This window comes from Sphaerisporangium rhizosphaerae, from assembly GCF_042665155.1.
Taxonomy (GTDB): Bacteria; Actinomycetota; Actinomycetes; order Streptosporangiales; family Streptosporangiaceae; genus Sphaerisporangium; species Sphaerisporangium rhizosphaerae.
The window spans coordinates 19497-33988 of record NZ_JBHTCG010000036.1; the positions used below are offsets into that span (position 1 = coordinate 19497).

10 protein-coding genes are annotated in these 14492 nt (G+C 68.1%); 2 read left to right on the plus strand and 8 right to left on the minus strand.

Translation table 11 applies throughout. The features are described 5' to 3' along the window. Positions 1–71: 71 nt before the first annotated feature. The 5 genes from ACFQSB_RS34060 to pdhA all read right to left on the minus strand — a co-directional run bounded on the left by ACFQSB_RS34060 (position 72) and on the right by pdhA (position 5201). Positions 72–1049, minus strand: a complete 978-nt coding sequence (locus tag ACFQSB_RS34060) for an MvdC/MvdD family ATP grasp protein (RefSeq protein WP_380830933.1) — start codon at positions 1047–1049, stop codon at positions 72–74. Positions 1050–1216: 167 nt separating this feature from the next. Beyond that, positions 1217–1354 (minus strand): putative ATP-grasp target RiPP, encoded by a 138-nt coding sequence (locus tag ACFQSB_RS34065; RefSeq protein ID WP_354853077.1) that lies wholly within the window; start codon positions 1352–1354, stop codon positions 1217–1219. Positions 1355–1611: 257 nt separating this feature from the next. After that, entirely contained in the window at positions 1612–3120 is a 1509-nt protein-coding gene (locus ACFQSB_RS34070; RefSeq protein WP_380830935.1) for a dihydrolipoamide acetyltransferase family protein, read from the minus strand. 9 nt (positions 3121–3129) lie between these two features. Further along, a complete protein-coding gene (locus ACFQSB_RS34075; protein WP_354929310.1) occupies positions 3130–4104 on the minus strand; it encodes an alpha-ketoacid dehydrogenase subunit beta in 975 nt (324 codons plus the stop codon). Then, entirely contained in the window at positions 4101–5201 is a 1101-nt protein-coding gene (pdhA, locus tag ACFQSB_RS34080; RefSeq protein WP_354929307.1) for a pyruvate dehydrogenase (acetyl-transferring) E1 component subunit alpha, read from the minus strand. The genes ACFQSB_RS34075 and pdhA overlap by 4 nt, the downstream gene beginning before the upstream one ends. 339 nt (positions 5202–5540) lie before the next feature. On the opposite strand from pdhA, the gene purS reads away from it, so the two are divergent. Then, positions 5541–5789 (plus strand): phosphoribosylformylglycinamidine synthase subunit PurS, encoded by a 249-nt coding sequence (gene purS, locus ACFQSB_RS34085; protein WP_354853070.1) that lies wholly within the window; start codon positions 5541–5543, stop codon positions 5787–5789. A gap of 169 nt (positions 5790–5958) precedes the next feature. Next, on the plus strand, positions 5959–6399 hold the full coding sequence (locus ACFQSB_RS34090) for an ATP-binding protein (RefSeq protein ID WP_354929304.1): 441 nt from the start codon (positions 5959–5961) through the stop codon (positions 6397–6399). Positions 6400–6558: 159 nt separating this feature from the next. Here ACFQSB_RS34090 and ACFQSB_RS34095 read toward each other — a convergent pair whose 3' ends face one another. The 3 genes from ACFQSB_RS34095 to ACFQSB_RS34105 form a co-directional block, all read right to left on the minus strand. Then, positions 6559–10347 (minus strand): ATP-dependent DNA helicase, encoded by a 3789-nt coding sequence (locus ACFQSB_RS34095; RefSeq protein ID WP_380830937.1) that lies wholly within the window; start codon positions 10345–10347, stop codon positions 6559–6561. Positions 10348–10567: 220 nt separating this feature from the next. Beyond that, on the minus strand, positions 10568–12376 hold the full coding sequence (locus tag ACFQSB_RS34100; protein WP_380830939.1) for an ATP-dependent nuclease: 1809 nt from the start codon (positions 12374–12376) through the stop codon (positions 10568–10570). Positions 12377–12385: 9 nt separating this feature from the next. Continuing rightward, positions 12386–14419 carry a UvrD-helicase domain-containing protein gene (locus tag ACFQSB_RS34105; RefSeq protein ID WP_380830941.1) on the minus strand — a complete coding sequence of 678 codons (2034 nt, stop codon included), beginning with the start codon at positions 14417–14419 and terminating at the stop codon, positions 12386–12388. Positions 14420–14492 lie beyond the last annotated feature (73 nt).

Genomic DNA, 14492 nt, shown 5'->3' on the forward strand with positions numbered 1-14492 from the left:
CAGGGGTTACGCCGGGTGCGGTGCGGTGCCGCGACCAGGAAGAGCTTGGGCGGATGCCTGGAGACGGAGGTTCACTCATCGTGCGCTCCTCGGGCCAGCCATTCGGCGATGGCGTCACTGATGGGCAGCCCGGTGCGCATCTCGACGAATGCCCAGGCCCCGTTCGGGTTGATCTCCAGGAAGACGTACTCACCCCGCGGCGTGAGGATGAGGTCGATCGCCCCATAGGTGAGCTCGAAGGACGCGACCAGTTCGGCGCAGCGCCGCCGCACGTCCTCGGGCAGTTCGTGCGCGGCGTAGCGGACCCGGTCGTCGTCGTAGTGACGCCAGTCCTCCCGCGCCGTGCGGGACGCCTGCGCGTCGATCTCGGCGGCGAACACCTGGTCCCCGACGACGATCACCCGCAGTTCCACGGCCTTCGGCACATACGGCTGCAGGATCACCGGCTCGTGCTGGAGAAGGTGACGCGAGGTGAGGTGCCGCCGGGTGAGCACGGTCGTGTACGTCCGGTGGTCGGCGCCGTCCACGGTGAAGGAATCGGAATTGATCTGCTTGGCGACCAGCCGGCCTCCGGCGCGCTCGTACGCCGGCACCAGCTCGGCCGGATCGTTGGTGAACACCGTCTCCGGCACCGCGAAGCCCAGGCTCGCCGCCCGCGCCAGATTGATGATCTTGTTGTGCGCCCGGCGCTCGGGCTCGCGCCGCGACGGCAGCCACCGGGCCGGGATGAGGTCCCAGGCGCCGTCCAGCAGGAACTGCGCCTGCCAGTCGACATGCGTGCGATGGGTCGGCTCCAACACGTGCGCGGCGGCCATGGGGCCGGTGGGACGCCGGCGCCACACCGCCGTCACCGTGGACAGATCGAGCGTCTCTGTCGCGGTGTGCAGGATGAGCCGGCGCCCGCCATCCGCGCCGAGGGCGAGGGTGATGCGGCTCCTGGCGGGGTAGTCGCCACTGTCCCACCAGGTGACCGGAACCCCGAGGCGCTTGAGCTTGGGGAGCACCAATTCGACGGTGTCGTCGCGCAGGTCGCTGAGTATGAGGATCACGGCAGCCCCGTCGTGGGTGTGGCGCGGAAATCGTGGGTGTGGCGTTGGAAAGACGACAGGCCGGCCACCGGGAGGGCGGCCGACCGTGAACGCTGCGGCGCCGGTGGTGGGCGGAGCGCGTCGCGCCCACCACCGTTATCGTCAGGACCGGGGGGACCGGCCTTTGATCACTTGTTCACCCACTCGGCGGGCTTGCCCTTGATGTACCAGCTGACGGTCATGAGGCCACCGGCCACCTCGCCGAGCTCGGCGTCGGAAAGCTCCGGGCCCTCGAAGGCGAGGTCCTCCAAGCTGATCTTCGACATTCGTGTTCCCTTCCACCGCACGCGGCGGCGAAGCCACATCCCCTGGTAAATCGGGGGATTTGTCGTACATGCGATGACGAAGCTAGCAGCCCACCTTGCAACCGACTTGCATAATCGACCCGCGACTTGCACCGTTCTTCAGGCCGCTTCCCGATTACCAAACACCGCACAATTCGGGCACGCCGACCCCCAAAAGGGTAGGAAAAGGGCCGAAGAGGGACATCCCTCTCCGGCCCGTTCCTTCGCCGCTTTCCTGGTCAGCTCCAGGCGAGCATGTGGAGAGGGTCGTGGAGCATCGCGCCGACGTCGCGCAGGACGTACGAGCCGAGTTCGCCGTCCACGAGGCGGTGGTCGAACGACAGCGCCAGCGTGGTGACCTTGCGGGGGACGATCTGGCCGTCCACCACCCAGGGCAGGTCGCGGATCTGGCCGACGGCCAGGATCGCCGCCTCGCCGGGGTTGAGGATGGGGGTGCCGGCGTCCACGCCGAACACGCCGACGTTGGTGATCGTGATGGTGCCGCCGGACAGGTCGGCCGGGGTGCACCGCCCCGCCCTGGCCTTGTCGGTCAGCTCGCCCAGCGCCCCGGCCAGCTCGGGCAGCGACAGCGCCTGCGCCTCCTTGACGTTCGGCACGATGAGCCCGCGCTGCGTGGCCGCGGCGATGCCGAGGTTCACGTAGCGCTTGACCACGATCTCCTCGCCCGTCCAGGACGAGTTGATCATCGGATACCGGCGGACGGCCGTGAGCAGCGCCTTGGCGACCAGCAGCAGCGGCGAGACCTTGACCTCGGCGAAGTCCGGCATCGCGCGCAGCCGCCGGACGGCGTCCATCGTCGCGGTCACGTCCACCTGCAGCCACTCGGTGACGTGCGGGGCGGTGAAGGCCGAGGCGACCATGGCGGCGGCCGTGGCCTTGCGCACGCCCTTCACCAGGATGCGCTCCTCCCGTTCGCCCTCGGGCAGGACGGCGCGCGCGGAGGGCGCGACGGCGGGGACGGCGGAGGCGGCGGTGGCGCCCTCGGCGGCGGCGTGCACGTCGTCACGGGTGATCGACCCGCTCGGACCGGTGCCGGTGAGGGCGGCGAGGTCCACGCCGAGGTCCCGGGCCAGCTTGCGCACGGGGGGCTTGGCCAGCACCGCGACCGCGCCCGCCTCCGGCGTGACCGGCGTGACCGGCACCGGCGTGACCGCCCGCGCCTGCGGGGCCGGACGGGCCGGCGCGGCGGCCTGCGCGGGAGCGGAGGGCTGGACGGGTGGGGCCGCCGCGCCCGTGGCGGGGGACGGGTGGGCCGGGGACTTGCGGGGACGGCGGGTCGTGGCGCCGGGCTTGACGCCGTACCCGACGAGCACCGGCGTCCGCGCCGGCGTGCCCTCGGTCCCGCCGGCGGGCGGCGAGGGGACCATGTCGTCGGCGAGCGCGGCCGCACGCGGCACCGGGCCGCCTCCGGCCGGAGCCTGCGGCGTGCCGGCGCCCGCGACCGCCGCGGCGCCGGTGGAGGCGCCGCCCGCCGGCGCGGGGCCGCCCTCGCCGTCGTCCACGGCGATGATCGGGACGCCGACGTCGACGGTCTCGCCCTCGGCGGCCATGAGCGCGCTGACCACGCCCTCGAAGGGACAGGGCAGCTCGACGACGGCCTTGGCCGTCTCGATCTCCACGATCGTCTGGTTGATCTCGACCTTGTCGCCGGCGGCGACGTGCCACTTGACGATCTCGGCCTCGGTCAGCCCTTCACCGACGTCGGGGAGCTTGAACTCGCGAAGCACAGGCCCCTCCTAGAAGGCGAAGGTACGGTCGACGGCGTCCAGCACCCGGTCCAGGTCGGGCAGGTAGTCGTCCTCGAGCCGGGAAGGCGGGTAGGGCGTGGAGAAGCCGCCGACGCGCAGCACGGGCGCCTCCAGGTTGTAGAAGCACGCCTCGGTCACCCGCGCGGCCAGTTCGGCGCCGAGACCGGAGAAGATGGGCGCCTCGTGGGCGACCACGCACCGGCCGGTGCGCCGCACCGACTCGAAGATCATGCCGGTGTCCAGGGGGTTGAGCGAGCGCAGGTCGACGACCTCCAGCGAGCGGCCCTCCTCCTCGACGGCCGCGGCGGCCTCCAGGCAGGTCTTGAGCATCGGGCCGTAGGCCAGCACGGTCACGTCGGTGCCCGGGCGCACGATCTGGGCGCGGTCGAAGGGCATGGGGTCGGCGCCCCGGTCGACCTCGGCCTTGTCCCAGTAGCGGCGCTTGGGCTCGAAGAAGATGACCGGGTCGTCGCACCGGATGGCCTGCTGGATCATGTGGTAGCCGTCCACGGGGTTGGAGCACGCCACCACGCGCAGGCCACCGGTGTGGGTGAAGTACGCCTCGGGCGACTCGCTGTGATGCTCCACGGCGCCGATGCCGCCGCCGCAGGGGATGCGCACGACGACCGGCAGCTTGATCTTGCCGAGCGAGCGCAGCGGCATCTTGGCCAGCTGGGTGATGATCTGGTCGGCGGCCGGGAACACGAACCCGTCGAACTGGATCTCGCACACCGGACGGTAGCCGCGCAGCGCGAGGCCGATGGCGGTGCCGATGATGCCGGACTCCGCGAGCGGGGTGTCGATGACCCGGCTCTCGCCGAAGTCCTTCTGCAGGCCGTCGGTGACCCGGAAGACCCCGCCGAGCTTGCCGACGTCCTCGCCCATGATGAGGACCTTGGGGTCGTCCTCCATGGCGGTGCGCAGGCCCTCGTTGATCGCCTTGGCGAGCGTCAGCGTGGTCATCGCTCGCCTCCCTCGAAGCTCGCCAGGTACGCGGCGTACTGCTCGCGCTCCTCGGCCAGCAGTGCGTGCGGCTCTCTGTACACGTGCTCGAAGATCTCCAGCGGGTGCGGGTCGGGCATCTCCAGGCAGCGCTTGCGCACGTCCCGGCCGAGGTCGGCGGCCTCGGCGTCGATGGAGTCGAAGAAGTCCTGGTCGGCGAGCTGGTTCTTGAACAGGTACGCCTTGACGCGCTCGATCGGGTCCTTCAGCTTCCACGCCTCGAGCTCCCCCGCCACGCGGTAGCGCGTCGGGTCGTCGGAGGTGGTGTGGGCGCCCATGCGGTAGGTGAACGCCTCGATCATCATGGGGCCCTGGCCTTCGCGGGCGTTCTTCAGAGCCTGCCGGGTGACGGCGAGGCAGGCGAAGACGTCGTTGCCGTCCACGCGGATGCCGGGGAAGCCGAACCCGCTGGCGCGGCGGTACAGGGGGATGCGCGACTGCTTCTCCAGCGGCTCGGAGATGGCCCACTGGTTGTTCTGGCAGAAGAAGACGACGGGGGCGTTGAACACCGAGGCCCAGATGAACGACTCGTTGACGTCGCCCTGGGAGGTGGCGCCGTCGCCGAAGTAGACGATCGTGGCGGCGTCGGCGCCGTCGCGCTGGACGCCCATCGCGTAGCCGACGGCGTGCAGGGTCTGGCTGCCGATGACGATCGTGTAGAGGTGGAAGTTGTGCTCGGCGGGGTCCCAGCCTCCGTGGTTGACGCCGCGGAAGAGCCCGAGCAGGTTCACCGGGTCGACCCCGCGGCACCAGGCCACGCCGTGCTCGCGGTAGGTCGGGAAGGCCATGTCGGTGTCGGTCAGCGCGCGCCCGGACCCGATCTGGGCGGCTTCCTGGCCGAGCAGTGAGGCCCAGATGCCGAGTTCGCCCTGCCGCTGGAGTGCGACGGCCTCCATGTCGACGCGTCGCACCAGCACCAGGTCGCGGTAGAGGCCGCGCACCTCCTCGGGCGTCAGGTCGATGTCATAGACGGGATGCTCGACGCGCTCACCTTCCGGGGTGAGAAGCTGGACGAGCTCAGGGGGTGCGTCAGCACCACCAGAGGCGTCGAAAGTCACGTGCCGCTCCTGTGCGCTCAGGGCCGTGCTGATGGGATCACCATCGCCGTTCGACCAGTTGACACGCGTCCATACCTACTGGTGGCGGTACGTCCGCGTTTGGGGACATGGTGGCAGACACCACAGGCCCTTGCGCAAGACCAGCCACCCCGTCTTCCACACTTCTCCCGTTCCCGGTGAACCCTGGCGCACACTCGTCCGGACCCCAGTGTGCAGGGAGGGGTACCCCTGGCGCGCCGCCGGGGCGGGGGCTGTGAGAGGGGGCCGCCACCGTTAGGCTGGTGCGCCGGACCAGGCCGGACCCGACCAGGGGGCCGGCGGCACGAACTGGAGGGACACGTGGCACGCGTCATCGTCGACGTCATGCTCAAGCCGGAGATCCTCGATCCGCAGGGGCAGGCGATCGCCCGGGCGCTCCCGCGGCTCGGCTTCTCCGGGGTCAGCGAAGTGCGGCAGGGCAAGAGGTTCGAGGTCGAGATCGACGGCCCGGCGGACGAGGCGGCGCTGGCCGAGGTCCGCAAGATGGCCGAAACCCTCCTCGCGAACACCGTCATCGAGGACTACTCTGTGCGGGTCGAGGCCGAATAGCAGCCTCCCCGCCGCGCCAAGGGGCCGCAAAGTACGCGAAACGGAAATTTGGTCAGATCAGAAAGCAAGCGTCTGACCAACACTAAATAACAACAGCGTGATTCTGCGGTTAGCCCTGATTCTCCGGGGAACCTCCCCAACGTGACTTTCGGCGCCGTGGAGGAGTCCGGTGGATATTGAGTTCTCGTTGGCCTTGCCGAGGGACGCCATGGGCATCCCGATGGTCCGGCGAGTACTGGGTGACACCCTTCGCTGCATCGGCGTCACCGAAGACTGCGTGTCGGACGTGTTGCTGGCCACCTCCGAGGCCTGCGCCAACGCCGTGCGTCACGGCGGGCCCTCCAAGCGCTACGCGGTGATGGCCGCCATCGGCCAGGGGCGCTGCGAGCTGCGCGTCGTCGACAACGGGCTCGGACTCGGGGCCATCCCCCGGCAGTATCCGGCCGGAGACGCCGAGCACGGGCGCGGCATCCTCATCATGCAGTCGGTCGTCGACGAGATCTCCTTCGACATCACCCCCGGCAACGGCACCACCGTCTGCCTCCGCAAGGAACTCGACTGGGACGAGGAGTGGCTGGCCACCCACGACCGGGCCCTCGCCTCCGTCTGAACGCGCCCTGATCGTTTCTCCTCGCCCACCCGCACAGCACGCCGCCCGCGCACAAGGCCGGCGAAGCTACCTGAGGCCCTGGCGCCTCTGGCTCCCCGGACCGATTCCGCCCTGCCGGCGACCGGTCACTCGCCCCCGAGCAGCTCCGCAGAGTGCGCCTTACGTCCGCTTTCCCGGAGGCGTCTTCTTGACCTTCTTCTTGGCGGGGAGGACGGGCGTCGCGCTGATCGGTCCGATGGCTTTTCTCGCCAACTCCGTCCAGTGCGGCACATCCACACCGGGCAGGTTGTCGGTCGTGAGGAGGAGTGAGCCTTGCGGCCCTCCACCCTTTTCGTGGAGAAGCACACCGCCCTCTTCATACCAGAGCGCTTTGCGCTCCCAGGACTCCCGGTACGTGGGGCTCTCGATCATGCCAAGGTGTTCCCAGTAGAGGGTCCGCCCGTCCGGAACACGGATGGTGAAGTCGGGACGGTAGGTCTTCCCGTTCAGCGTAAGTGGCGCCTCATACCTCCAGTAGCCGGGAACCAGTTCGTCGAGTATCTCGGCAATGATCACTTCATTCTTGCTGCGGACCAGAGTGCCGTTACCCGTGAGGTGGATGAGCCTCGAATCCAGCGTGCCCGCCGGCGATCCGTCCGGGAAGAAGACCGGTCTCGGGGCCGGTGGGAAGAACAGGTCGGTCAGCCGGCGGGCGGTTTCCGAACTGGTCGAGACGGTGAGCTCCAGCAACTCGTCGATCGAGCGCTCGTGCAAAAGGACCACTTGATCCTGCTGCCTGGTGAGCGCGGTATAGAGCATCTCCCTGGACAGCCTGCGAGCTGAACCCGGAAGCATGACGAAGACCTTCTTGAACTCCGAGCCCTGCGACTTGTGAATCGTGATCGCCCACGCCAGCTCCAGCGTCGGGTCGTCTTCATCGTCTCCCCGATAGCCGTAAGTCGTGCCGATCTGAGAGGAGAACTCAAGATGCGTCCATTTCGGCCTGCCGCCCGGCTTGGTGATCTGGCCCACGACCACGCCGATCTCACCATTGGCCACATAGTCGAGGCCGGTCCCCTTGGGGTAGCCGTCACGGTCGCCGTTCTGGTTGTTCAGCACCTTGTCGCCGAGCACGATCTGTTCGGTCCCGATGGGCCGAGGCGTGGTGCGCAGACCATCGGGCTTCAGGGCGGCCTGAAGTGCCTCCTGCCGGTGCGTCCGCTTCAGATGCCGGTTGATCTCCACGGTCCCCCACCCGTGACCACGGGTGGGGGACAGGATCTGCCAATCTTCGCAGCGCACGGCGGCCCCCTTTTCCCCTTTGGGGAACTGAACCCACCGTCCGACCTCCTGGCCTCCGTAGGAAATTTCGAAGCGGGTGGAGGCAGCCGGCCCGGTGATCTCCAGCCCATCGGCCAGGGCCCGATCCACGATTTCCAGGGGACGTGTGCCGTTCCAGGGAATGGACGCCAGACGCTCCATCCGCACGCCGGATCGCAGCCGCTCCCAGACCTCCTCGAACCCCTGAGGAACCTCGTCGCCTGAAAACCATGCCGCGAGCATCAGATCATCGCGAATCTGCCCCTTCTGCCGACGCAACTCAGTCAGCTCGACATATCCGGGGGCGACCCGGGGAAAGCGGGGAATGTCGGCGCCGGCGGTGAGACGTTGGATCAGATCGACGAACGGACGGCCCGCGCCGATAGGAGGGAGTTGCCGCGGATCCCCGACGAGGATCAGACGATCGGGAAGCATGAGAGCGTCGAACAGAGCGCCAAGTTGATCCTCGGCGAGCATAGAGGACTCGTCGATCACCACCGTTCCGTACAGCGGCGCCTTGCGAACTTCTCCACCACGAATGAGATACGCCCTGGTCTGAGGGTTGTAACGCTTGTGCTCGGTCAGGAACTGAGCGACAGTGTGCGCTTTGAGTCCGACCTTGTTCTGCAACTGCACCCGCGCCTTACCCGTCGGCGCCAGCAGCAGCACCCCCTTGCCTCTGACCTCCTCGTGGGTGACCAGCGCCTTGATGAGCGTGGTCTTTCCAGTCCCTGCCCGGCCGTTGAGCACACTCAACGGGGCCGCGTACAGCTCAGCCAGGGCGGCCTTCTTCTCCTTTCGCGCTCGCCGCTCGGTCTCGGCGTCGGAGTCGCTCTCCGCCTCGTATGAGCCGAGTACCCGGTCCAATTCATCCGCGAATCCGGACGGTAGCGGCATGCGGGGCCGGCCCATCTGGTGGTCGACGGACTGCCTGATCACGTACGCGGTCGTCTCCAGCCGTGTGAGCTTGAAGGCCGGTGTTCCGTCCTCCAGTCTCGTACCGGTCACCGGCGGCCAGGTCGGGGAGTCCACGTCGTACTGGAGCATGTCCGGGTGGAACTCATACGCTCGGAGGAGTTCCTCGGAAATCGGGCAGGGCTCGGGCAACCGCCGCGCCTCGATCCTCTCGATGACATGCGTCAGTGTGACCAGGGTGTCCCCTTCGGCGGCCGCCTCCTCCAGCACGGCCACCAGAAGTGCTTGCACCCTCCGTGCGTCCCCGCCGTCGCCCATCGCGCTCGGCTCTGCGAGGGGGAAGCGCGTGCGAATGGCGGCCCGCGGAAAACAACCACGGTCGATCACGTCGAAGGGCACCGGCGCCTGCTCACCGACGGTGCAGATATGCGCCAGATAGGGGTCGGACAGAAACTCGTCGTGATCCAGATCGATCTTCGTGGCGGAGCGGAAAAGCGCGGAGGCCTGATCAGTTGTGAGCTGGAAACGCGAAAGCAGCCGCAGGACCGCGAGTTGCTCCTCGCTAAACGTCCGCCAAGCCCGGCGATGCGGCTCCGATATCTGCTTGCTCATTTCCTCGGGGTAGTGGCCTGGGTGGGCGATGGCTCCGGTCAGCACGTCCCAGGGGTCAACATGCTCGGGGGTATGCCGCGCGATGGCCCGCGCGAGTACCTTGCTGTGCGTGAACTTCAAGGCGCCAAGGACCGCGCCGAGACCAGGAGCGGGGCCTCGCATGCGCCAAAGCTCGCCAATACGATCGTCCAGCCACTTCAGAGACGACTCTGGTATGTCGATGCCGAGCTTCTCGCATCGCCTGGCGGCGCTGTACAGCTGTTCCAGCGCGGCGATCGCGGTGTCGTGCGCGACATGCTCGGTGACGTAGGAGAACTCACGTCCTCCGGTTGCCGGTGCCCAGGCCAGAGCTTCTGCCACGTCCTCCCCTCTCGCGTCCCGCTCGGCCAGTTCGGCCACCGGTAGCAGGATGCCGCCGGTGCCATCGGGCCGGAGGGAGTGCAGAACGGTCGTCTCCCACATATGGTTCGGGAACGCGGTTCTCCCTTCCGTCTTCCAGGGCCCGGGCGGTTGGATCTCTGTGATCCGCGCGGCACCGACCAGCAGGGGGCCTCCGGCGCGCGCTTCGTCGAAGGGCGAGTGCTTGACATAGAAGAAGACCAGCGACTCCGCCGGGCTGACGTCGTCGAAGAACCTTTTGATCACTGCCCGCTGGTTGTCGCCGTGGATGACCCACGTCGGAGTGAACCCCAGCGCCTCGTTGACCTTCTCCTCGAGTTCGTCGTCATAGTCGACGTCGAACTCGCGCATAACGTCGATGATGCCCTTGCGCAGGAGCCAGTAATACGGGATCGCGTGAGCGCCATAAGCGGGAACCGTCAAGGGAGTTGGTCGGATCCGCCCTTTCAACGCCGCGGAGTGACGGTAAGGGTGCTCGCCGACCAGCCGGTAAGGGTGAGGGCTGAGGAAAGTGCCGCGCTCGCCCACACAGGCGATCATGGACTCGTCCACCTCGCTCAGCGGCTTCCCCGCATTTGCGACTTCATAGTCGTCCCGTCGGCGCTCGCCCACATTTCCAAGCAGGATGCAGGAGGCGTTCCCCAGCGGATCCCGACATACCCTGCCGGACCAGCCAGAGTCATGCCAAGGGACGCGGATCGAAAGGTGGACGGCGCTGCTCATCGTATGCGCTTTCTCTCATGAGTCGGGCAGGAACGCAGCGGCACCGTGCCATGAGACGGCGAGTTGCTCGTGAGCTCGCCCCATCCCCCGTCGCTACGTAAAGTAAAATGATCATAACAGGATGAGTATTGTCGTCGCCCGAAATCGCAAAGCCATCGATGACAGATCTCCGGCGGTTGAACGGTCGAAGCGCCTCCTCATGAACATGGGTCTGGAGCGGTCAGCGAACGCAGCGGCAGCGGGGCAGTGGGAGCTGACGGAGTTCGGCCGCGAAATCCCTGGTCGTAGCCGGGAACGGCGGGGCGAGAAGACAGCCGGCGAATACCGGCGCAGTGGTGTGCCGAGACATGTCGCGGCCGCCGAACAGGTCCGCGATCGCGGCCACGAGGGCTTCAGCTCGCTCCCTGACCAGAGATCCGCTCAGGTCGAACCGTTCGTTGAGCTCGGCCAGTAGGTTGCCGGCCTTCCAGGCGTTGCTCTTTTCCACGTCCACGCCGAGCCAGGTCTCAACGGCTCCGGCCAGCCGGATGCCGCCGAGGGTGCACGAGCCGGGGTCGTTGGCGGCGGCTCGCAGCGCCTCCCATGCGGCCTCGTCCCGGCACGCGGCCCGTACAAGATCGTCTCCTGTCTTGCCATGGGCATCCCCGTCCCAGATGACCACGTGCGGAATGCGGAACAACGAGAGCGTCGTCGCCGCGCGGTGGAGTTCGTACTTGCCGAAGGCGTCCAGCACTCCGACATTGGCCCCGATCCGCTGGAGCAGCCCCTTGGAGCGCAACCAGTTGAAGAACACGACGTCGCTGAACCCTTCGACGACGATCACCCGGTCCGCGAAGAAGGCCGCCGCGCGCTGACCGTCCAGTTCGCTGAGCAGGCGGGCCCGCCGTAGCTCCCGAGATCGGCTGGGCGGCACCTGTCTGAAGCACCGTTGCGCGGCCTGGGCGTATCTGGAGCGCTCATCGACGCGATCCAGCGCCGAGTCGACGTCGTCGGGCGCCAGGAAGGCGGCGGCCACGCCGCCACCGGACCGGTACAGCCGCACCAAAGAGTCGATGCCGTCGGCAGCCGAGGCGAGCATGGTGGGGTCGTGGGTGGTGATCGTGACCGCGGTGGCCGGGCCCGCCGCCAGCTCGTGCAGGTCGCGTGCCAGGCCGGCGATCTGCGCGGGATGCAGGTACAGCTCGGGCTCCTCGAACACCACCCATCGCAGATCGGATGCCTTGGTGTATCCGGCACGTCCACGCAGTTCCGCGGCGATCTGGATCAACCCGACGATGATCGCGCGTTGCACTCCCATGCCCTGGGCGTCCAAAGGCATGTCCTGGCCGTCCGCGGTCAGCCGCAGTTCGACGTAGTGACGCAGGATCGTGTCAGGCGTGAGTTCGGCCAGGGCGATCTCCGGCTTCAGCTTCCACGCACCGAGGAGGTCGCCCAGCCGATCGGACATGGTCGTGACGGGATTCGCCTCCGCCAGCAGCGCCTCTCTGAGCCTCGCAAGGCTCACCTCGATTTCGCTCACCGCCTGCGCGATCCGCAGTCCTGACGTGGACGCTTCCAGGATGTCGCGCAGTGGCGAGGAGCCGGCCAGCGTCGTGTAGTCGGAGAGACGCGCGGCGGCGGGTACGTAGACGCACCGGCCGATGGCGGGCGACCGCCACGCGAGAGGCGACTCACCGCGCCGGATCGCGTAATGGACGTCGGTGCGGCGATCCTCCGCCACGAGACCGGCGGCACCAGGCCGGTCTCCGAAGTACCGGCGCACGGTCAAGCAGGCACCATCGGCGTGCTCGGTGAGCTCTTCGGCCTCCTCGTCATCCAGTTCGTACTCGACCTCCACGAAGGACGCGCCACCGTCGTGTCTCCACGGCAGATCCCTGCGCGGCTCCCAGTCCAGGTCGCCATAGAACAGCCGGATGGCGTCCAGGACGGTGGACTTCCCCGCGTTGTTCGCGGCGATCAGCGCGCCGAACCGCCGGAGATGGATCTTGAGGTCCTGGACGGCGCGGATGTTGCGGACGTGAAGCCTCACCGGACGCATTCAGCCCTCTTCCAGAAACACGCTCGGCGTGCCCGAGTAGGAGATGTACAAGGAGTCACGGGCGCGCGTGCCGGCCACGAACAGCAGGCACCGCTCGCGCTGCACGTCCCGCTCGTGCACCATCGGATCCTCGTCATGCGGCGTGATCGCGCCGGGCAACGGAACCAGCCCTGCCCGGACACCGATGACGGCGACGCAGCGGAACTCCCGGCCTTTCATGCCGTGCATGGTGCCGATCCGGAGGCCGTCCGCAGACACATCCGACTCCAGGTCCACAGAGCCGATGGCCGCCGCGTGAAGGGCCCGCTGAGCCGTTCTGATCAGCTCGTGCGATCGGGATGCCACGCCGATCGCGGCGAGTTCGACGCCTTCGGCCTCCCAGGACCTGATCTGCTCGACCAGACCGGTCAGTTCCTGTTCTTGATCGGTGAAGCTCCGCACCATCGGCCTGCGACCGTTGGTCGGCGAATGGAGACCTGCCAGGTCGTCGGCGGCCCCGTCCAGCCCCGCAGTCGCGTGCTCGCCGAGCCGGGGGACCGCCCACGCGAGGATCTGCTGGGTCGTCCGGTACGAGATCTTGAGCTTGCGGCTGCGCCCACGCACGTTGATGCCCAGCGAGCCCGGAGAGACCCGGTAATCGTAGATGCGCTGGTGTGGGTCGCCGACGAGGAAGAGGTCGTCGGGACCTGGAGCCACCGCGGTCCGCAGCAGCCGCCAGTGCGCGGGGTGGAGATCCTGAACCTCGTCCACGAGGACATGCCGGTACGGAGCCGGCTCCATATGGGCGAGTTCCTCGGCCGCGATCCTGCACAACTGAGGATGGACCCATTCCCCACGGTCGGTCAGCTCGGCGGTGACCCGTTTGACGGCCTCCCACACGATATGCCGCTGCCCCGCCGAGAGCGGGCGTCCACGACCGGGGCGGTCGCATCCCAGGTACCGCGCGAGGGACCGGATCTCCTGGGGAAGGATGACCCGCAACCACTCCTCTTGGAGGAAGCGTGCCGTGAACGGAGCGTGGACGGCCTTGGCCGCGGCGGCCCAGCGACTCCGCAGGGTCCTGTCGTCGATGACCGCGGGCTCGTACCCGCGCACCCGCTTGACGATCTCGTAGGCGAGGGAGTCCAGGGTGGAGACCCGGACGCGGTCGTAGACGTCATCGTCACGGATGAGCAGTCGCAACTGCGAGCGCAGGGCGCCGGCGAGGTTCCGGCTGAAGGTGGCGATGAGAATCGGGGTGCCGGGCTCGTCGGCGTACCTCTTGGCCAGGTGGTGCGCACGGTGCAGCAGGGTCACGGTCTTTCCGGTGCCGGGACCCCCCGTGACCAGTGCGGGGCCGGTGAAACCGTCGCGGTAGGCGAGGGCCCGCTGGTCGGGGTGCAGGAAGATGCGCCATGCGTCGATGGGGTGGGCGAGGATCTCCCGCCAGTCGTCGGCGTCGTCCACGAGGACGACGTTCGAGGGGGTGCGGCGCATGGCGGTCGCCAGGTCGGCGGGGTCGACCGGGCCGGCGATCTGCTCGGCCGCGTACGACCTGACCTCCGCGTGCGCCCGGGGGTAGGAGGCCCCGGAGGCGAGCGCGAGCAGCGCCTCGAACTGCATCTGCGGGATCAGGTTCTGCAGGGCGAGGAGATGGTCACGGGTCACCAGCAGCCGGACGAGTTCGCGGATCTCCTGGTCGATGCCCAGTTCGATCAGCTGCGCGTCGGTGACATGCTCGAACAGGCGGGCGCTGGTGGCCTCGGCCTCGCGGTGCAGCGCCGTCCGGTAGTGCTCCAGGCCGGTGTCGTGCCGCAGCTCCAGCACACCGGTCACCAGGTTGACGCTGGCCCGCATGGTCACCGCGAACCGGACCGCCTCGCGGTGGGGGAGGATCGCCAGAAGCAGGTACAGGTCGCCGGCGGAGGACAGCACCACGCCATACGTGCCGCGGTCCATCGGGCCCGCCAGGTGAAGCAGGCGTATCCGCCGGTCGCGGGCTTGGGGCACGCGCACCAGAATCCAGTTGTCCCGGGCGGTGAACGAGGCGACCACATCAGCGATTGCTTTTTGAGTGGATTTGTCTAGTTTGCTGAAATGCTTCAGGGCCTCACGGGTCAACCCGAGT

What these genes read in the sequence shown, in the direction of transcription:
- ACFQSB_RS34065 (WP_354853077.1), bottom strand. Translation starts at nt 1,354, where the DNA reads ATGTCGAAGATCAGCTTGGAGGACCTCGCCTTCGAGGGCCCGGAGCTT.
- ACFQSB_RS34075 (WP_354929310.1), bottom strand. Translation starts at nt 4,104, where the DNA reads ATGACCACGCTGACGCTCGCCAAGGCGATCAACGAGGGCCTGCGCACC.
- ACFQSB_RS34095 (WP_380830937.1), bottom strand. Translation starts at nt 10,347, where the DNA reads ATGAGCAGCGCCGTCCACCTTTCGATCCGCGTCCCTTGGCATGACTCT.